16 protein-coding genes and 2 pseudogenes are annotated in these 19,972 nt (G+C 64.4%); 11 read left to right on the forward strand and 7 right to left on the reverse strand.

The annotated features are described in order from the left end of the window. On the reverse strand, nt 1-86 hold an 86-nt coding region (locus ADT71_RS34965), incomplete at its 3' end, for a sugar phosphate nucleotidyltransferase (protein WP_156336551.1). 266 nt (nt 87-352) lie between these two features. Continuing rightward, complete coding sequence (locus tag ADT71_RS33495; protein ID WP_231635799.1) at nt 353-553, reverse strand: energy transducer TonB; 201 nt, start codon at nt 551-553, stop codon at nt 353-355. Nucleotides 554-1,258: 705 nt separating this feature from the next. On the opposite strand from ADT71_RS33495, the gene ADT71_RS10940 reads away from it, so the two are divergent. From ADT71_RS10940 to ADT71_RS34975, 4 genes and pseudogenes are all read left to right on the forward strand, one after another. Continuing rightward, nucleotides 1,259-2,026 (forward strand): dienelactone hydrolase family protein, encoded by a 768-nt coding sequence (locus ADT71_RS10940; protein ID WP_054436781.1) that lies wholly within the window; start codon nt 1,259-1,261, stop codon nt 2,024-2,026. A 361-nt stretch (nt 2,027-2,387) separates the two neighbouring features. Then, on the forward strand, nt 2,388-2,972 hold the full coding sequence (locus tag ADT71_RS33500; RefSeq protein ID WP_231635800.1) for a TonB-dependent receptor plug domain-containing protein: 585 nt from the start codon (nt 2,388-2,390) through the stop codon (nt 2,970-2,972). A 47-nt stretch (nt 2,973-3,019) separates the two neighbouring features. Continuing rightward, nucleotides 3,020-4,174: pseudogene (locus ADT71_RS34970) on the forward strand (TonB-dependent receptor domain-containing protein); the annotation flags it as partial. An 86-nt stretch (nt 4,175-4,260) separates the two neighbouring features. Continuing rightward, a complete protein-coding gene (locus tag ADT71_RS34975) occupies nt 4,261-5,037 on the forward strand; it encodes a TonB-dependent receptor domain-containing protein (protein WP_255351631.1) in 777 nt (258 codons plus the stop codon). A 52-nt stretch (nt 5,038-5,089) separates the two neighbouring features. Here ADT71_RS34975 and ADT71_RS10955 read toward each other — a convergent pair whose 3' ends face one another. Beyond that, nucleotides 5,090-6,073 carry a phosphotransferase gene (locus ADT71_RS10955; protein WP_231635801.1) on the reverse strand — a complete coding sequence of 328 codons (984 nt, stop codon included), beginning with the start codon at nt 6,071-6,073 and terminating at the stop codon, nt 5,090-5,092. A gap of 231 nt (nt 6,074-6,304) precedes the next feature. On the opposite strand from ADT71_RS10955, the gene ADT71_RS10960 reads away from it, so the two are divergent. The 4 genes from ADT71_RS10960 (at nt 6,305) to ADT71_RS10975 (ending at nt 10,400) form a co-directional block, all read left to right on the forward strand. Next, complete coding sequence (locus ADT71_RS10960) at nt 6,305-7,516, forward strand: CaiB/BaiF CoA-transferase family protein (protein WP_054436788.1); 1,212 nt, start codon at nt 6,305-6,307, stop codon at nt 7,514-7,516. After that, on the forward strand, nt 7,516-7,917 hold the full coding sequence (locus ADT71_RS10965) for a Zn-ribbon domain-containing OB-fold protein (protein ID WP_054436790.1): 402 nt from the start codon (nt 7,516-7,518) through the stop codon (nt 7,915-7,917). Before ADT71_RS10960 ends, ADT71_RS10965 begins: the two co-directional genes overlap by 1 nt. Continuing rightward, nucleotides 7,914-9,098, forward strand: a complete 1,185-nt coding sequence (locus ADT71_RS10970) for a thiolase family protein (RefSeq protein WP_054436792.1) — start codon at nt 7,914-7,916, stop codon at nt 9,096-9,098. The genes ADT71_RS10965 and ADT71_RS10970 overlap by 4 nt, the downstream gene beginning before the upstream one ends. Before the next feature lie 90 nt (nt 9,099-9,188). Beyond that, nucleotides 9,189-10,400, forward strand: a complete 1,212-nt coding sequence (locus ADT71_RS10975) for an amidohydrolase family protein (RefSeq protein ID WP_054436793.1) — start codon at nt 9,189-9,191, stop codon at nt 10,398-10,400. Nucleotides 10,401-10,451: 51 nt separating this feature from the next. Here ADT71_RS10975 and ADT71_RS10980 read toward each other — a convergent pair whose 3' ends face one another. From ADT71_RS10980 to ADT71_RS10995, 4 genes and pseudogenes are all read right to left on the reverse strand, one after another. Next, the gene (locus ADT71_RS10980; protein ID WP_054436795.1) at nt 10,452-11,501 is read right to left on the reverse strand and encodes a phosphotransferase family protein; all 1,050 of its coding nucleotides are present in this window, start codon (nt 11,499-11,501) and stop codon (nt 10,452-10,454) included. 132 nt (nt 11,502-11,633) lie between these two features. Further along, complete coding sequence (locus tag ADT71_RS10985; RefSeq protein WP_054436797.1) at nt 11,634-12,470, reverse strand: IclR family transcriptional regulator; 837 nt, start codon at nt 12,468-12,470, stop codon at nt 11,634-11,636. A 62-nt stretch (nt 12,471-12,532) separates the two neighbouring features. Next, the gene (locus ADT71_RS10990) at nt 12,533-14,086 is read right to left on the reverse strand and encodes a class I adenylate-forming enzyme family protein (protein ID WP_054436799.1); all 1,554 of its coding nucleotides are present in this window, start codon (nt 14,084-14,086) and stop codon (nt 12,533-12,535) included. Between the two features lie 141 nt (nt 14,087-14,227). Beyond that, nucleotides 14,228-15,624, reverse strand: a pseudogene (locus ADT71_RS10995) (short-chain fatty acyl-CoA regulator family protein). A 144-nt stretch (nt 15,625-15,768) separates the two neighbouring features. On the opposite strand from ADT71_RS10995, the gene ADT71_RS11000 reads away from it, so the two are divergent. The 3 genes from ADT71_RS11000 to ADT71_RS11005 all read left to right on the forward strand — a co-directional run bounded on the left by ADT71_RS11000 (nt 15,769) and on the right by ADT71_RS11005 (nt 19,944). Then, a complete protein-coding gene (locus ADT71_RS11000; protein WP_054436801.1) occupies nt 15,769-17,361 on the forward strand; it encodes an isocitrate lyase in 1,593 nt (530 codons plus the stop codon). A gap of 44 nt (nt 17,362-17,405) precedes the next feature. Next, the gene (locus ADT71_RS32070) at nt 17,406-17,576 is read left to right on the forward strand and encodes a hypothetical protein (protein ID WP_165913302.1); all 171 of its coding nucleotides are present in this window, start codon (nt 17,406-17,408) and stop codon (nt 17,574-17,576) included. 295 nt (nt 17,577-17,871) lie between these two features. After that, entirely contained in the window at nt 17,872-19,944 is a 2,073-nt protein-coding gene (locus ADT71_RS11005; protein WP_054436803.1) for a bifunctional diguanylate cyclase/phosphodiesterase, read from the forward strand. The last annotated feature ends 28 nt before the right edge of the window (nt 19,945-19,972 follow it).

Consider the following 19,972-nt stretch of genomic DNA (forward strand, 5'->3'; position numbering starts at 1 on the left):
AACGGCTTGGGCTTGGCAACGCGGCTGCGCGGCCAAAGCCGCGTGCCGCTGCCTCCGCACAGAATAACTGGAACGATCTGGGACATGGGGCTCGATGAAGGGGCCAAATCGGCGTCATTGGGCGCGTTAATGGTAGCACCTTCCATCAATGCAACGGGGTCGATCAGGTTCGATTTCATCCAAAGCTCCTGCCGGGGCAACATCTCTTTCGGGCAGAGGCTGCCCTGCCTTCGCTCGGGTGGCCCGATCCGGAGGCTTCCGGAGATCCAGATCAGCTAAAGGATGACGAGTTGCCTCGCGAGGATCGACACCACCATATCGGATCAACGCGGCGAGGCAGCCGGAAGATCCCTCACCCGGCATCCCTCAGGAACCAGCGCTGGCGCCATCCGAATTCCGCTTCCACCGGCTTGCCGGCAGCATCGCGGGCCGGACGGAAACGAAACCGCTCGGCAGCAAGCAGGCACGTGATGCGATCGGCTTCGTCATCCAGGCTGGCCCTGATGACGCGGCAGCCCTTCACACGTCCATCCACCCCCACCTTCAAGGACACGATGACTTCCGAGCCCAATCGCAAATCACGGCTCCGGCGGGGATAATCGCGCGCCGAATTGATATCGCCGCCGATCTTGACCGGCCCCGAGGCTGCTCCGCCTCCCCCTCGCCCGGAGCCGCCCGTGCCGGCCCCCGTGCCTGTTCCTTGACCGGACGCCCCGGTTCCGTCTCCCTGATCCCGCGCGCCGGACGCATTTTCCGTCCCTTTCCCCACGACTTGTGGCGCTTGCGTGGGCCTGATGGCAATGACGCCCTGGGCACGGCGACGGCGCGCGGCGCGGCCCGCTTTCCCGGGCTCCCTGCGCCGCCTTCCGTGGCCGGAGCCACCGGCGTCACCGCCGGCGTGGGTTCAGGGCGAGGTTCCGGTGAAGGCCGGGGCGGGTCGAGCGGGATGTCGAAGGCCTGCGTCACTCTACCCGTGATCGAAGCGGCAAGCTCCGGGGTAAAGGCCCTGACCAGCACCGCGATCGCTGCAAGATGGAGGATCGTCACCAGCGCTATCGCGCCAAGACGCGCCTTGCGCGCCGGTTTCAGGTCGGCCCCGGTCATGCCTTCGAATGCCACGCCGCTGCCGTCCCTGGCAATGTCCGGCTGTGCTTTGACATGACCACTGATTGAAGCCATTCTCGATTTGCGAACATAAATTCACCAATTCGACGCGATTCGAAAACGAGGGTGAAACGCGCGAGGAGAGAGCGAACCGATGACCGGCTTCGAACCACTGCCATGCATTCATGACGGCACGCGATTGTCGGGCCGCCTCGCACGGCCGCAAGGCCGATGGAACGGCGCCGCCGTCCTGATGTTTCCAGGCGCTACAGGACCCGGCCCCAGCTTCGACCGCGCGATCCGGGAACTGGCGGCAATGGGCTATCTGGTGGTGAGCGCGGACATGTACGAGGCAGGTGCCGACCTCTCTTCGCGAGAAGCCGCAGGCGCGCAGTTCGCAGCCCTCATGGCCGCCCCGGGATTGCTGCGGGACCGTACTGTCGCCTGGTTCCGGCACGTTCGCGGGCTCGACGGTGTCGACCCCGAACGCATCGCCGCGATCGGCTACTGCTTCGGCGGGAAATGCGTGCTCGAACTGGCACGCAGCGGAGAGCCGGTAAGGGCAATATCCAGCTTCCACGGCCTGCTGGCCACCGATGCGCCTGCCCAGCCGGATACGATCCAGGCCGAAATCTCGATCTGGACCGGCGGAGAAGACCCTTATGTCCCGCAAGAAGATGTCGAGGCCCTGCAAGCAGAACTCGGTGCCGCCCGCGCCCGCTATCAGGTCACGCGCTTTGCGAAAGCCAGGCACGCCTTCACCGATCCCGATCATGATGGCTTCGGACCCGGTATCGCCTATGACCGAATAGCACACAGAATTGCCTGGATGGGCACTCTTGGGCTGCTAGCCGAAACGGTCGGCGAAGATGCGCCATCAAATGTTACCTTACAGCAACGAATACCCGAAAAAGCGCGCTGACCCGCTACAGGAGAGAATTGCGCAAGTTCTCTTCGAGGCATATTTTCCATCCCGTGCCCGGTCTGAAAGCCGGCACGGACGAGGGAACGAAAACATAAGAGAGGTCTCGGCCATCTGCGCAAAATCAACGCGGGCGGGACTTTTGGGATTGAGAAGCAAAGACCTGTGAAGCCGAATACGGCTCGGGATTTGGGAGGGACGGCACCTGGGGAATTACGGGATCACGCCCAGTTCGGGTCGTAATTCCGCACCTTTATCCAACCCTGGACAACCGCAGTAACTCACGGACCGGCAATGACCGGCTACCCGGCGTTCAATTCGGCGACAACTGAGAACACAGTTTCCGGAGGAGAGGACGAACATGGTTGCAAGGAATTTCAGGGCAGCGCTGATGGCTGGCGCTGCGCTTGGCGGCACCACGGCGGCAATGCCGGCGCTGGCGCAGAGTTCGCCGACCATCAATCCGGGCGAGATCATCGTGACGGCTCGCCGCACGGAAGAGCGCCTGCAAGACGTTCCCATATCCATCACCGTGTTCAACCAGGAGCAGCTCAACAACCGTAACGTGGTGAGCGCCAGCGACCTTGCGACGAGCACGCCTTCGCTTTCGGCGAACAACAATTTCGGCTCCCAGAACTCGTCCTTCGCGATCCGCGGCTTCGTGCAGGAAATCGGCACCGCACCGGCCGTGGGCGTCTACTTCGCCGACGTGGTTTCCCCGCGCGGCGCATCGAACGGCCTTCCGTCAGGCGACGCGCCGGTCCCGGCGCCTACTTCGATCTCCAGAACGTCCAGGTCCTCAAAGGCCCGCAAGGCACGTTGTTCGGTCGGAACACCACGGGCGGCGCGATCCTGCTGGTGCCGCAGAAGCCCACCGATGTGCTGGAGGGCTACGTCCAGGGCTCCATCGGCAATTACGACATGCGCCGCGTCCAGGCCGTCTTGAACGTTCCACTGGCCGAGACGTTCAAGGTTCGCCTCGGCGTCGACCGCATGAAGCGCGACGGCTACCTGAAGAACAACAGCGGCGTCGGGCCGAAGGACTTCAACGATGTCGACTACCTGTCCGCGCGCCTCAGCGTGGTTGCCGAGCTGACGCCAGATCTGGAGAACTACACGATCGCGACGTACAGCCGGTCTGACACGCATGGTGACGCGCAGAAGCTCATTGCGGCCGACGCCGCCTATTCGCTGGGCCATTTCGCAGCCGAACAGCTCGATCCCGACAGTCCGAACTATCAGGGCGGCGGCTTCTACGACTTCGCGCAGGATCTTCCGAACGCCCGCTCCCTGCTGACGACATGGCAGATCATCAACACCACGACCTGGCACGCCAGCGACACGCTGACGGTGAAGAACATCGTGAGCTATGGCGAACTGCGCGACCTGTTCAACAATCCGATCTTCGGCACCGCCTTCGAAAGCCCCGCCATCGCTCCGATCGGCCTGCCGAGCTATCGCTTCGGCTTCGCCAGCAGCCAGTCGCTTCCCGGCCATCGCACTGCCGACGAATCGACCTTCACCGAAGAGTTCCAGCTCCAGGGCCGCAGCACGGACGACAAGCTGAACTGGCAGGCCGGCGCCTATCTGGAATCGGTGCGTCCGCTCGACGTGGTCGGGTCCAAGTCACCGGTCATCCAGTCCTGCGCCGGGCCGGAGCAAGTGGCAGCCAGCGAATGCTACGACATCCTGGGCTATCTGGGCGCGATCACCCCGGTGTTTTCCGGCGGCGCCTTCGACCCCACCTCTCACGCAGGCGCGATCAACACCACGGCGGGCCGGACCTCGTTCCACGACGTCGGTCTTTACGCGCAGGCAACTTACAAGCTGAGCGACCAGTTCAAGATCACCGGCGGCTTCCGCTACACCTGGGATCGCGAAAAGAACACCAGCGTCCAGACCACCACGATTACCGGCTATCCGCTGAGCTTCCCCGGATTCCAGCCGATCCCGGCAGGCCCCCTCGCCACGTTCTGCACTTATCCCGATGCGCCCGTGCAGGATCCCGGCGCGATCGACGGCTGCCGCCGCGATATCAAGCAGAAATCCAAGGCGCCGACCTGGCTGATCGATATCGACTATATCCCCACGACCGACGTTCTGATCTACGCCAAATATGCCCGTGGCTACCGCACCGGTGGCATCGCACCGAACGTGACCTCGGCCTTTGCCGTGTTCGAGCCCGAGAAAGTCGATGCCTACGAAATCGCGCCAAGACCGGCTGGCACGGTTCCATGCCGGGCACGTTCAATGTCGCCGGTTTCTATAACGACTTCCAGAACCAGCAGCTCCAGCTCGGCTTCAACGCCAACCCCTGCCAGTCGGTCGACGCCAACGGCAACTGCGTGGCGGCGCCGGTCTCGCCCACGGCTGCGCCGGTCAATGCCGGCAAGTCGCGTATCTGGGGCGTCGAAGTGGAAGCCTCGTTCAATCCGTTCGCGGGGCTGTTGCTTCAGGTGGGCTATACCTACCTGAACACGAGGCTGACCTCGATCGACACATTCTCGCTGGAACCCGGGTCTCCCTATGTGCTGGCCGGGGCCTATACCAAGGGCGATCCACTGGCGCTTTCGCCCAGGAACAAGGTCACGATAACCGGCACCTACACGCTGCCGCTGCCGGAATCCGTGGGTGCGGTCTCGTTCGGTGCCACATTCACGCACACCGACAGCATGTTCGGCAATCCGTCCAACCGCTTCTACTTCGGCTGCAACGGCACGGCCAATACCTACATGCCCAACTGCCAGACCGGCGCGGTCTCCGACCCTGCCACGGTCGCCTATATCCAGAGCCTCAGCCGCATCCAGAGCACCGACCTGCTCAACCTGAACTTCAACTGGAACAATATCGCGGGAGCCCCGGTCGATCTTGCCCTCTTCGCCACCAATGTCACCAAGGAGAAGTACTACAACTTCTACCCCGGCCTCGTATCCGGCACCGGCTTCGAGACCGCATCGGTCGGCGCACCGCGCATGTACGGGATGAGCCTCAAGTATCACTTCGGAATGTAGGAGACCCGGAACGGCCACGCCTTCGCCGGCGTGGCCCTTCCGCTTTCGGCAGTCAGATCCCCAGCAGGGCATGGCTTTCATGGCGAGTAACCGCCTTGCCAAGGCGATCGACGAAAGTGGCGATGATCGGCGGATCGACGCGGCGGGTGATCGCCCAGAGATAATAGCCGTAGATCGCCGCCTCGCGGTACTGCCGCCATGCCTCCTCGTCGCAGGGCATTGCCAGGCCGTGGCCACGCATCATCGAGAGATATTCACCGAGCAGCCTGCGCTCCTCGGCTTCGGCAACATCCACGCAGAGCACCGCATTGACGTGATAGGCCACGTCCAGCGCCCAGCCGCCCCGTTGCAGCAGTTGCCAGTCGATCAGGCCCATTCCCCCGCCAAGGCGGAAGACGTTTCCGGCATGGGCATCACCGTGGACGAGGAATTGCGGGCACTGTCCATCGCGGGCCGCCAGCGCCCGGATTCCCGCGATCAGGCGCGGTGCGCTGCGGACTTGCCGGGAAAGACCGTCGCCGCGCGGTCCGTCCAGCAGCTCCTGGAGCGTTTCCGGTGTAACGTAGGTCATCTCCGCCAGTTGCGAAACGCGCGGGCGGATCCAGTCTGCCCCTTCCAGCAGGTCGCTGCGCGCGTGAAGCTGTGCGAGTTGCCCCAGACTGAGCACCGCGTCATCGGCACTGAAACTATCCAGAGCGGAACAGAACGTCGCGCCCTGTCCGATCAGGTCGAGCATCACCGTCACCGCCTGCCTGCCCTCCCGGTCGATCACCGTCGCCACGCAGTCAGGCACGGTGAGATCGACGGTCGGCGCGATCCGTCCGTAGAAGTCGGCCTCCAGAACACAGGTCGGTCCGCCACGCGCGGTCGTCTCGTCCACGTCGAGCAGGCCCTTGAGACAGAACGCGCCGCTCTCCCCGCCCTCGAAAGTGACGGTGAACCGTACCTTGTCGCGACCGTGCGAATCACTTCGACGGTCTCGACCCCGGATACCACCCTCCCGCCCGAGAACCCGGCGAGCACCGTGGTCAACCATGCAGGATCGAGCGCCTCCGTGAGTGTGCGGGGAACATGGGCGCTAATCTGCTGCGGCCTCTTCCGAATGGCGGCTTCCGGCATGTCTGTTCTCCCGTGGCCGGTTCCGTCCGGCTTGTACAATTCTCTATTTCGGTACATAATTCGCAATAGAGAATTTATCGTGCCCGCGAAAATAGTCCCGAATGACCGGGAAAGCTGCGGAAATTCGCGAGATGGAGAAGGATCGCCGATGGGCAGGCCGCTGGAAGGCATCAAGGTCGTGGAGGTCGCGATGTGGGCATTCGTGCCGGCTTGCGGAGGAATGCTGGCCGATCTCGGCGCGGACGTTATCAAGGTCGAACCACCCAGCGGAGACCCCTTGCGCGGCCTCACGATCGGCTCGCTATCGGGCAAAGGCACGATCGACTATTCCTGGGAGAGCTACAACCGGGGGAAGCGCTCCGTCACCCTGGATCTCAAACAGGAGGCAGGCCGCGCCGTGCTGGATCGCCTGCTCGCCGATGCGGATGTATTCCTCACCAACCTGCTGCCTCCGGCCCGCCGCGCCATGCGGATCGATGCGGAAACGCTGCGCCGCACGTTCTCGAACCTGATCTACGCCAGCGGCAGCGCACTCGGCCCCAACGGCCCTGAAAGCGACCGTGGCGGCTACGACGCGATCACTTTCTGGGCACGCGGCGGCATCGCATCCTCGCTCACCGCGGATGAGGCGCTCCATCCGGTCGGCCCGCCCGGCCCGGCCTTCGGCGATACCTTGTCCGCTGCCATGCTCGCCGGCGGCATCTGCGCTGCCATAGCCCGCCGCGCGATGACCGGCGAGGCGGGCGAAGTCGATGTTTCCCTGCTGGCCGCCGCCATGTGGTCGCAGCAGCGGCTGATCTGCCAGGCCACTGCCGACGGCGTGCGGAAGTTCCCGCGCCCTGATGCGGCCCGCCCAAACAATGTACTGGTCACCAACTACCGCACCCGCGACGGCCGCTTCCTTGCGCTGTGCATGTTGCAGGCGGATCGCTACTGGGCCCGCTTCTGCGAGGTTTCGGGCCGCCCCGACCTTGCCGCCGACCCGCGCTTTACCGATGCCGAGGCCCGGCGCCGGAATCTTGCCGCCTGTCATGCCGAAGTGACCTCCCTGTTCGCCTCGAAAACGCTCGCGGAGTGGAAGCAGATCCTCGCCCGGCAGGACGGCCAATGGGATGTGGTGCAGGATGTCGGCGAACTGGCGCAGGACGAACAGGTTCGCGCCAATCGCTATCTCAAGGCGGTGCACTGCGCGGACGGCAGCACGATCCCGATGGTTTCGGTGCCGATGCTGTTCGAAGGCGAGGCCTTGCCCTCTGACCGCTCGCCCGAACTCGGCGCGGACAGCGACACCGTGCTTGCCGCACTGGGCTACAGCGAAGACGAAATCATCGACCTGAAGGTGCAGGGCGTGGTGTTCTGATGTTGCCCCGCAAACTGCCCATGCTGGAACCGGAAAGCGCCTTCTTCTGGACATCGGGCCAAGACGGAAAGCTGCGTATACAGCACTGCCTCGCCTGCGGGACATGGCAGCACCCTCCCCTGCCCCGGTGCGCCCAGTGCGGCAGCGAGGATGTCTCGCCGGAACCGGTTTCAGGCAGAGGCGTGCTGGCCAGCTTCACGATCAACAACGAACCATGGCTGCCCGGCCTCGAAGTGCCCTTCGTGTTCTGTGCAATCGAACTGCCCGAGCAACGCGGGCTCTACGTTTTCAGCAACCTTCTTGCCGACGTGGCGACCGCTCGCATCGGACTTCCTGTCACGGTCGTGTTCCAACGACACGAGGATATCTGGCTGCCCTTGTTCACACCCGAGACCGCATGACCCTGCTTCCCGAAAAACACGTCTGCGTGACCGGCGCCGCCCTATCGGAGATCGCACGTCCATCCGGGCGAACCGCGCTGCAACTGACCGCCGACGCCTGTCTCGCCGCCATCGCCGACGCCGGCCTTTCCCCGCGCGAGATCGACGGCATCGCCACCTATCCCGGCAAGTCATCCGAAGGCGGCGGGATCGCGCCGGTCAGCCCATCCGAGGCCGCTGCCGTACTGGGGATCGCTCCACGCTGGATTCTCGCTTCCTCGGAAGGCTTCAGCCACATGGCGCCGATCTTCAACGCGATCACCGCCATCGCCTGCGGCCTTGCGCGCCATGTCGTCATTTTCCGCACCGTGGCTCAGGCGAGCGCGCGGCAGCACGCCCGCGGCTCCACGCTGATGGCGGCCAGCCGGGAGCGCGTCGATGGCAACAATGCCTGGACGGTACCCTTCAACGCCCTCTCGCCGGTCAACACTTTCGCGCTTTACGCCCAGGCCTACTTCGAACGCTACGGCGCGGCGGCAGAGGAACTCGGCGCCATCGCCGTCAACGCCCGCGCGAACGCCGCGCACAATCCTTCCGCGATCTACCGCGAACCCATCACTCTGGACCAGTACATGGCCGCCCGCGTGATATCCTCGCCGCTGCGGCTGTTCGACTGCGACGCGCACGTCGACGGCGCCACCGCGCTGGTGCTGTCCCACCGGGATGCCGCAAAAGACCTGCTGAACCCGCCCCTCCATATCGAAGCCATGGGCATGGCCGTGGGCGGCCTCTGGACCGGACAGCACGAAGGCGACTTCACCCAGTTGCCCGCCGCCCGCCGCGCCGGAGACATGCTGTGGTCCCGTACCGACCTGAAGCCCCGCGAGATGGACTGCGCGCAGATTTACGACGGGTTTTCCATCTTCGCCTGGCTCTGGATGGAAGCGCTCGGCCTCGTTCCACGCGGCGAGGCATGCCGCTTCACACGGGGCGGCGAGCGTATCGCGATCGGAGGGGAACTGCCGCTGAACACCGGCGGGGGCCAACTCTCCGCCGGGCGGCTTCACGGATATGGCCACATTCATGAGGCAACCGTCCAGCTCTGGGGACGCGGCGGCGGCAGGCAGGTGCCCGGAGCCAGAACCGCAATCGTCTCGAACGGGGGCTATGGATACGGCGCGATGATCCTGCGGCGCGACTGATCGTATCGACTACACCGAGTCGCGCGATTGACTAGATAGTTCTTAATTGCGATCATTTGTTCGGTATTGCGAATAAAAAGGAATCGGGAGATGAGCGAAGCCGATCTGGCACTGAAACCGGCTCCGGAAGGCGCCCAAGCCGCATCCTGGCCCTATGGTCCCATCTTCGATGCCGACGCGCATATCGATCCCCCCCACGACATGTGGAAGGACTACCTTCCCGCGCGACTCAAGGACCGTGCGCCCTTCATCGAGCACGCCGACGACGGCGACTACATCTGCTTCGAAGGCAACCGCCGTCCCTTCATGATGATAAACAACCAGGCCGGGCGGGAAGGCAGGAACTTCAAGATGAAGGGCCGCCTCGCCGATCAGCGCAAGGTCTGGGAACCCACAACGCGGCTGGCCGACATGGACGCGGACGGCATGGGCGCCGCCCTGCTGTTCGGCGGCGGGCCGCTCGGCTCGTTCGACAACGAACTCTACGTCGCCAGCTACGAAGCCTATCAGAACTGGGTTCTGGACTTCTGCTCCGCCGCACCGGACCGGCTCTATCCGGTGGGCTACGTGCCGATGCGCGATGTCGGCGAAACCGTTGCCCACGTTCGCCGCCTTGCGGCCAAGGGCTTTCGCGCCATCAACCTGCCTGCCTTCCCCCAGAACCCCGAAGCCTGGAACACCAGTTCCGGCGTCGCCGCGCTCAAACCGGGGCAGGTCTCCGCGCTTACCGGCGATCCGAAGGGAAGCCTGCAATATTACCAGCCGGAGTTCGATCGCCTCTGGTCAGCGATCTGCGATCACGATCTCGTCGTCACGTTTCACCTGGGTGCCCGGGTGCCGCGCTTCGGTGAGAAGCAGTTCTTCCTGCCCGACATGCCGATGAGCAAGCTGGCCATGGCCGAACCGCTCGGCATCCTGATCTACAACGGCGTGTTCGACCGTTTCCCATCCCTACGCATAGGCTCGATGGAAAGCGGTGTCGGCTGGTTCGCATGGTACGCCGAATACAACGACCGCACCTGGGAAAAGCAGCGTTTCTGGACGGAGTCCCCGCTCAAGAACCCGCCGAGCTGGTACATGGACCGCAACGTCTACGGTTCCTTCATCCAGGACCGCGCCGGTATTCTGAACCGGGACCTGCCGGGTGGCCGCAACATCATGTGGTCATCGGACTATCCGCACTCGGAAACCACCTTCCCCCGCTCGCGCGAGGTTATCCTGCGTGACTTCGAGGGCGTGCCGGAGGCGGATGTACGGGCGATCATCCATGACAATTGCCGGCGGATGTTGGGGCTGACGTAACGAAATGCAGGGGCGGGGAGCGCAGCGGGCGCTCCCCCTTCGCCAGCGCCCTCACCCCACTTTCAATCTCGCCGCCATCGCCGCAGCATCCATCATCGGCGAACCGCGCAGATGGCCAAGCCGGATACCCGTGCACGTCATCTTGAACTTCGCAAAGTCCTCATACCATTCAAGGTCGGCGGCAGACTTTCCGGTCAGTTCCTCCCACAGCGCAACTGTTTCCTCACGGCTGCCCATGCCTTCCAGCGGAGCCCCGTGGACCGAGCGCGGACCATGCATCGTTTCCGCCAGGACGCAGAACCACGCGAGGTCATGAAGAGCCCCGCCAAGCGAGGGCTGTTCCCAGTCCATCACCGCCACCACGTCGAAATCCGTATCGAACATCATGTTGCCGATCCGCGCATCGCCCCAGACGAGCCCCTCGGGCTGATTATCCGGCCAGAGCGAGCGAAGGCGCGCCAGCGCCGCGTCGAGCACGGGCAGCGGCTCGACCTGTTGCAACCAGCGCGCGAAGCGATTGTACTTGGCCCATTCCTGATCGAGCCCGCGCGGCGCGTCCGGCTGCCCGGCAAGGAAATCGAGAGAGCCGAGCGGAACCGCCTGCACCGCAGCGAGCTGCCCCACTGCATTGCGCCAGAGCACGCGGCGCTGCGCGGGGCTCGCATCCCGCAGCCACCCTTCACGGGCATAGGGCGGGACCGAAACCGGCACCCGCCCGACCTTCCTCTCCATCACGAAGAACGGATTGCCGAGCAGCGCCGCGTCGGGCTCGAACCAGAGCGGCCGGGCGACGCGAACCTGTCCGTCATCGGCCAGGACTTGCATGACCCGGTACTGCTCGTCGAACAGGTCGTCGGGAAAGACCGTGAAAGCGCGCGGCTTGATACGGACCACGCAGCCCTGCCGGCGTTCGGCACCCTGTTCGCGCCAGCAGGCATCGAACAGGACCGTCTCATGGCTTTGCCCGGCCCCGCGCGGATAGGCGACATCGCGGATTTCGACATCTGCCGCCTGCGGCATGCGCGCACCGAGCCAGCGCGCGAGCGTCACCGCCAGTTGTTCGAGATTCCGGGTCTCCGGCGCGACGATCACGTCCGACATCCAGTCCTACTCCCACCTGCATTCACGATTGTTCGATATCGCGAATTTATTTTCGGTATTTGTAAGATGCCGCACGGATGCGGTCAAGCGAGGCGAGCCTCGCCTGAAAGGAAAGCCGCGTGAAGCGGGGTGTCAGTCGGTTTCGGGATGTCCGACCAGGAAGCGCGAAATGCGGGTGCAGGCTTCGGCGAGCGCATCGCCCGCCCTGCGGATTTCCACACCGGTCATGGGGCCGTTGAATCCGGCCAGCACCAGCGAGATCGAGACCTTGTCCCTCGCTTCGTAGATCGGCGCCATGATCGCCATCAACGGATAATTGCGCGCATCGTCCAAAGCGGTTTCAGGCAGGACTGGCGGATCTTCCAGGTTGGTGACGATCGCGTTTTCGCCCGGGATACTGTCCGGCCGGCGGGTCAGCGCGATGAAGCCGTGCTCGCGCACGAAGGCCATGCCGCCGGCCAGTTGCTCGATCTGCTCGGCCGTGGGGGACGGGTTTATCCGTGCCTGGGCGGCGTCCGCATCACGCGGGCTGCGCGCGTAGAACGCCGTTGCCTGCACCCAGCGCAGCGGCATCCGCGTACCCAGCGGAACCGGATATCCCACATGGCTCACCGATGCAGCACGCTCGCGCAAGTGGATCACATCGCCTTCGAGGAAATAGGCGCCGCAGACGACATCGAAATCGTCCGCCAGCTTGCGCATCTCCGGCTGGGCGACCTGTAGCGGCGAGAAATGCTCGGCGGCGGTACGGCCGATCGCCGCCAGCGCCGGGCCCAGCACGTAAGTCTTGTCGCTGGTACGATAGAGGTAGCCCACGTCGACAAGGCCGGTCAGCAAGGCGTGACAGGTCGCGCGGCTGAGCTTGAGCGCGCGGACGAGATCGGTCAGCGCGAAGGCCTGCCCCGGATGGTCGGCGATGAAATTCAGGATGGCGGCCATGCGGGCGACGCCGGGAGAGGAACGCGACATGGGCACTTTCGCTATTTCGAATTCGTCGGGTATGCCCTGCACCGATCTTCGTCAATAGCGCCCTACCCCTGCCGCCGCAGCCGCTCCGCCACGACCCGCGCGATCTCCCGCCGGGCCACCTTGTTGGAATGGAGCAGCGGCACGTCCTCACGCGCCATTTCCACCCAAGCACGGGGCACCTTGTAGCCGGAAAGGCTGGCGCGCATCCTTGCCTCGATGGCGGCAAAGTCCAGCACCGCCCCCTCGCGCGGGACCACCGCCGCCGCCAGCAGCGTGCCGCGCTCCCGGTCCGGCAGGCCGACGACATAGGCGCTGTGCACTCCGCCAAGCGCCTGAAGCTCCATCTCGACTTCGGCGGGAGAAACATTGGAGCCGGACACCTTTATCATGTCCCCGCCCCGCCCGACGAAATGAATGCGGCGCCCGTCGGCATGATCCTCGACCAGGCACATGTCCCCCGTGCGCAGGTAACCGTCGGCGGTATAGTGATCGGCGCGCTCTATCTTGTGCAGGGCTGGTGCAACCGCGAGCCCGCGCACCTGCATCTCGCCCACTTCGCCGTCACCTACGGAATTGCCCTCCTCATCGGCTATGCGGATGTCGTAGCCGGGGGCGAAATGGTCCATCGGCGCGCAGACGGGGCGGCCGGGCACGCGGAATTCATCCCCCCAGCCGTATGGCCCCAGCGTCTCGCTCATGCCGAGGCCCCACCAGGGTTGCGGCCCCCGGATGCGTTCCAGATCCTCCTCGGCCAGTACGCTCCCCATGGCGAAGCGGCTGTTGCTCAGCGTGCGTTCGGTACAGACCGTTACCGCACCCACTTCCCAGTTCGGCACCAGCGAGAGCATCAGCCCGCCAACCCAGAACATCGGCAATTGCGCGGCGCGTTGCTCGCCCGCCTTGATTCCCAGCATTCCCGCCAGCCAATGGCCACGCGCCATGACCGCTCCATGGAGGTGGCGCACGCCCTTGGGCAGGGCCATCGATCCGGACGTGTAGATCTCGATCATCTGGTCGGTCGGATGGACTTCGCTCTCGACCGCCCTGAGCAGGTCTTCGCTCACGCCGGTCCCGGCCTCGATCAGCCAGGCCGTCGGCGCGATAGCCTCGTGAAGCCCCTCTCCATCGGAAACGATCCAGCGCAAATAGGGAATGCGGGGGATGAGCAGCGCCCCTGCCACCTGCCCATCCAGTTCGGGAACCGCCTCGGCCAACCGCGCCGCCATATCCTTGCCCAGCATCTCGCGCTGGACCACCAGGCCCTGCACGTCGGACTGGCGCAGCACGCGGACCAGTTCATTGGCGCGGATCATGGTGCTGATAGGCACGGCGATGGCGCCAATCCGCGCTATCGCGGCCAAGGTAACGGCAAATCCCGGTCCATTGCCGAATATGAAACCGACGCGCGTACCCTTGCCCACCCCGCGGGCGAGCAAACCCCTCGCAAGGGCCGCAGAATCGCGGTCAAGACCGGTGAACGTGGCGCTCTCGACACCGGACTCGGTTTCGAGGGTGATGGCGCATGTCCCGCCATGGACGCGCGCAGCCGACCGGATCAGTTCCGGGAAAGTGCGGGCCTTGCCCGGCGCATCTTCCGCGCACGCTTCGCTGGTCACTGCCCGATCATCCTCTCGCTGGGGTCATGCCCTGTCGAAAGCGATCCTGCGGCTTGCGGCAGGGCTGGGCAAGTTTCCGGCACAGGGCATCGCCCCTGCGTCATTCCCTATATGAGAACATACGTTCACTATAGGGAATTGTCAGCTTTCGGCAAAAGTATAGGGCTGCGCTGCGCGGCGGTAGTCGTCGGCCAGTACGTCCCGCCCGATCGGCGGCACCGAACGCGCGGCGCATTCCGCGCGCTGGCAGAGGCGGCAAGTCACCCCGATAGGCGTTCCCGCGACGGTCCCACCCTTCACACCTGCCGCATAGACGAGCTTGTCCGCCTCGTCCGCCGCACAGGCAAGCGCCACGGCGCGTGTCACCCTGGAGCGGCCATATCGCCCCTCGCCAGATGTCACCGTGCGCGCGATCGAGAAGAAGCGCTGGCCGTCCGGCAATTCGAGCCACTGGGTGCGTATCTCTCCCGGCCAGCGGAATACCTGATGTACCGACCACAGGGGGCAGCCGCCGCCATGCGCCGCGAAAGGGAAGCCTGCGCCGTCCAGCCGCTTTGAGACATTGCCGGCCTCATCCACGCGAAGGAAGAAGAACGGCACCCGTTCCTCTCCCGGCCGATGGAGTGTGGTCAGTCGGTGCGCGACCTGCTCGAAACTGGCACCGAACAGGGCGCCGAGCGCATCGATATCGTAACCGCGCGCCTCTGCGGCACGGGCGAACCGGCCGTAAGGCATGAGGATCGCCGCCGCCGCGTAACCGGCCAGCGCACGCCGCACGAGCGTGGCCGTCGTGGTCTGCGCAAAAGCCGCAGCGCGAACGACCGACACGATATCGCTGCGCATGGCGGTATGAGCGATATGCGTGGCGATCTGGAATGCCCGGCTGGAAGGGCCAAGCGTGTCGTCGATCAGGAGTTGCTGGTTATGACGTCGAACCGCCGCAGGGAATCGACCATGACATCCGGCGGCAGGAAGCGCACCCGCACGCCTTTTGCGCCCAGCCATGCCGCAGCCCCTCCCGCCTGCTCGATCTCGGCAGCCAACTCTTCGGCGCGAACATCCAGCGCATGAAAATAGTTGCGAGACTGGCCAAGGAAGCGCTGCGCTTCGCGAACGGGCTCGCTTTCCTCCGCCGCCGGGCCGGATGCACGCTGCTCCGCCAGCGCCTGGCTTTCGCGGGAATAGGCGCCGTGCAGGCGCAGCAGCGCTTCGGAAATGCCGGGAAAACTCATCGCAAGGTCGGCGATCTCCAGCGGCGGCAGGTCAATATCCGCGAACAAGGGATCGCGCAGTACCTCGCCCACGCGGCGGGCGTAGTCCTCACCGTCGTCTCCGGCGATGTCGGCCATGTCGAGCCGGTAGGTCCGCGCAAGGCGCAGCAGCATGTCCGCCGTAACGGGCCGCTGGTTGCGTTCCAGCAGTGCGACGTAGCTGGGCGAAATCTCCAGATCGTCGGCCATGGCCTGCTGCGTCAGCCCCAGTTCGCGGCGCAGGCGGCGCAGTCGGGGACCGAGATAAAGAGGGCGCGATTCAGCCATGACGGCAATCTTGTCATGACCACACATCTTTACAAGGAATATCTGTAAAGTTTGACAACCGGACTTCGCCGCGCGTTTCGCACTGCACAAATGCCGCCTAGCTCAAGGTCATCGCCCAAACACTTTCGACGGGGACTTTTGGCAGTGACCTACCAGAGCAAGATCAGCGAAGCCGGCCAGACCATCGGCACCGAGCCCACCTGGAACGGCATCGAACCGGAATCGGTCGCCCGCATGCGCCTGCAGAACCGCTTCCAGACCGGCCTCGACATCGCCCGCTACACCGCGCGCATCATGCGCGAGGACATGGCCGCCTATGACGCCGATCCTGCCCGCTACACCCAGTCGCTGGGTTGCTGGCACGGATTCATCGGCCAGCAGAAGATGATCTCCATCAAGAAGCACTTCGGCACGACCAAGGGCCGCTACCTCTACCTGTCGGGCTGGATGGTCGCGGCGCTGCGCAGCGAGTTCGGCCCCCTGCCCGACCAGTCGATGCACGAGAAGACATCGGTTCCGGCGCTGGTCGAGGAACTCTACACCTTCCTGCGCCAAGCCGATGCCCGCGAGCTTGGCATGATGTTCCGTGATCTCGACAAGGCGCGAGACGCCGGAGACGAAGTCGAGGCCAAGCGGATCGAACATGCGATCGACAGCCACGAAACCCACGTCGTGCCGATCGTCGCCGATATCGATGCGGGCTTCGGCAATGCCGAGGCGACCTACCTGCTCGCCAGGAAGTTCATCGAGGCGGGCGCCTGCTGCATCCAGATCGAAAACCAGGTCTCGGACGAGAAGCAGTGCGGCCATCAGGACGGCAAGGTCACCGTTCCGCATGAGGACTTCATCGCGAAGATCCGCGCGGTTCGTTACGCCTTCATGGAACTGGGCGTGGACGAAGGCCTTATCGTGGCGCGCACCGACTCGCTTGGTGCAGGACTGACCAAGCAGATCGCCTTTACCCGCGAGGCAGGCGACATCGGCGACCGGTACAACAGCTTCCTCGATTGCGAGGAGGTTTCGCCTGATACGCTTGGCCACGGCGAAGTCCTCATCAGCCGCGACGGCAAGTTGATGAAGCCCCGGCGCCTGCCCAGCAATCTCTACCAGTTCCGCCCCGGGACCGGCGAAGACCGCTGCGTGCTCGACTGCATCGAATCCCTCAGGAACGGCGCGGATCTGCTGTGGATCGAAACCGAAAAGCCGCACATCGGGCAGATCGGCGGAATGGTCAGCCGCATCCGCGAGGTGATCCCGAATGCCAAGCTGGTCTACAACAATTCGCCCAGCTTCAACTGGACCCTCAACTTCCGCCAGCAGGTCTACGATGCCTGGGAAGCGGAAGGGCGTGACACCGGCGCCTATGACCGGGCCAGGCTGATGAGCGTGGACTACGACGGCACCGAACTGGGCCAAGAAGCCGACGAGCGCATCCGCACCTTCCAGAAGGACGCGGCGCGTGAGGCGGGGATCTTCCACCACCTCATCACCCTGCCGACCTACCACACCGCCGCCCTGTCGACCGACAATCTGGCGAAGGAGTACTTCGGCGAGGCGGGCATGCTCGGCTACGTCAAGGGCGTGCAGCGTCAGGAGATCCGCCAGGGCATCGCCTGTGTGAAGCACCAGAACATGGCCGGCTCCGACATCGGCGACGACCACAAGGAATACTTCGCCGGCGAGGCCGCCCTCAAGGCCGGCGGCACGCACAACACGATGAACCAGTTCGCTGCCTGAGGCAGCGGGGGAAGATCCCCGCATAGCAAGGAAAGGAAGGTACTATGACCACCATGACCACCGAACCGGCCCGCGCCCGCGCGGTGCTTTCGAACCAGGACTTCAAGCTGCTTCAGGAAGCCGTGCTGTTCTACATGCGTGCACACGAGGACGATCCGGTCTCGTCGACTTATTCGAACCTCTACCACCGCCTCGGAACCGCGGGTCGGCGCTGAGCCAGTGAAATCCGCAAGGGAACGCCGGCATCGATAACGCCAGCGACCCGCGCGACCGGCCCCTCGGGACCGGATAACCACTCAAGCGTTTTCCTGGGGAGGAAAGCCAAGGCCCGTCGCACTCCGGTGCGGCGGGCTTCTCGTGTCAGTTAACTTTATCTTCGAATGCGCTTCCCCATCGGCAACCAAATGCTCCGCCCTGCGTTGGCAGAAAAATTAACGTCTTGTGGCATAAGGTGATTTCAGCACAGGGGCTTGGTCGTTGGTTCTGGGAAATGCTGAGAAAGAATACGTGATGCCGGACGGCGACCTGCCGACCGGAACGCTCGAAGCCGCACTGGCTGCTGCTTCGCGGGCGGATCAGCGACTGCGCGAAGCGATCGACGTGCTGCCGCAAGGCGTGGTGTTCCTCGACGAGGAAGGCCGATACATCCTGTGGAACCGCAAGTACGAGGAAATCTACTGCCGCTCGGCCGACCTGCTGGAACCGGGCGCCAGGCTGGCCGATACGCTGCGAGTGGGCGTCCAGCGCGGCGACTATCCCGAAGCCATGGGCCGCGAGGAAGAATGGCTGAACGACCGCCTTGCGCTTATCCAGCAGCCCACCAGCCGTCACGAACAGCGCCTGTCCAATGGCCGCTGCATCCTGATCGAGGAACGCAAGACGGAGGACGGCGGCTCGATCGGCCTTCGCGTCGACATTACCGACCTCAAGCAGAAGGAAGAAAGCTTCCGGCTGCTGTTCGAACAGAACCCGCTGGCCATGCTGGTTCACGATTCCGGCACCGGCCGGATCAATACCGCCAACGAATCCGCCTGCCGCCTGTTCGGCTATTCCGCCGCCGAAATGTCGGGCCTCAACGCCCGAAAGCTGTTCGGCGAGGATAACTGGGCTGCTGCCGCCAGAATGCTGGCCGCCAGGAACCCCACCCGCGATGCCGGATGGCAGATGCTGCGGCGCGACGGCGAAGTGGTGGAAGCGGTTGTCTCCACCCGCCGCCTGCTCCTCGATGGCGTGGAAGTGACGATCGTCTCGATCTTCGACGTGACCGAGCGCCGCCGAATCGAGCAGCGCATGGAACACATGGCCCGCCATGACGAACTGACCGGCCTCGCCAACCGCTCGCACTGCCGCGATACCTTGCGTAACATGCTCGGCAGTGCCTCGCCCGCCGAAACCGTCACGCTCGCGCTGATCGACCTCGATCACTTCAAGACGGTGAACGATACTTACGGCCATCATTTCGGCGATGCCCTGCTGACCGACGCGGCGCGCAGAATGCGCGAACTCGTGCCGCCAGGCGCCTTGCTCTGCCGGATCGGCGGAGACGAATTCGCGATCATCTTCCGCCGGTCGAGCCTTACGCAAGCCGAACTCGTGAGCAAGGCGATCATCGCGACGCTTTCCGAACCCTTCCACGTCCACGGCAACACCCTGCACATCGGCGCCACCGTCGGCTTTGCCAGCGCGCCCTTCGACAGCACCGACCACGAAACGCTCATGCGCTTCGCGGACCTTGCGCTCTATGCCGCCAAGGCCGAGCGCAGGGGCAGTTGCCGCGCCTTCGAAATGGCGCTGGACGAAGCCGCACAGGCCAAGAGCCGGCTGGAAAAGGACTTGCGCCAGGCCGTCCGCGACGGCGAACTCGAAGTCCATTACCAGCCGCTGCTCAATCTCGAAACGAACACCATCGAATGCTGCGAAGCGCTGCTTCGCTGGAACCACGCCGAGCGCGGCCAGGTCTCGCCCGAAGTGTTCATCCCGCTTGCCGAGGAACTCGGGCTGATCGACAAGCTGGGACGCTTCGTGCTCCAGACTGCCTGCCACGAAGCCATGAAATGGCCTGACGATGTGCGCCTCTCGGTCAATGTCTCGCCGGTCCAGTTCCGCAACGGAAACCTCCTGGGCACCGTCATCAACGCCCTGTCCAGTTCCGGCCTCGCCGCAGACCGGCTTGAACTGGAAATCACCGAGGCCGTGCTGATGGAGCGCGGCCCCCGTCCTGCCGCGATCATCCGCAACTTGCGCTCCTTCGGTATCGGCATTTCGCTCGACGATTTCGGGACCGGCTATTCATCGCTGAGCTACCTGCTCAATTACCCCTTCACCAAGATCAAGATCGACAAGTCCTTCATCCTCAACCTCCACGAAGAGGCCAATTCGCGCGCGGTGATCAGGGCAGTGATCGGTCTGGGCCGCAGCCTCGGCCTCACCGTGGCGGCGGAAGGGATCGAAAGCGAGGTGGAGCGCGAATACCTTCGGGCCGAAGGCTGCACGCAAGGCCAGGGCTTCCTGTTCGGCCGCCCTCAGCCAGGCACGATGCTGCGCTTTTCGTCGCAGCCATCGAGCGCGCTCGACGCCGCCTGATCCTTCCCGCAACTGTCACTGAATACGG

The organism is Novosphingobium sp. ST904, from assembly GCF_001298105.1.
In the GTDB taxonomy this organism is placed as follows: domain Bacteria; phylum Pseudomonadota; class Alphaproteobacteria; order Sphingomonadales; family Sphingomonadaceae; genus Novosphingobium.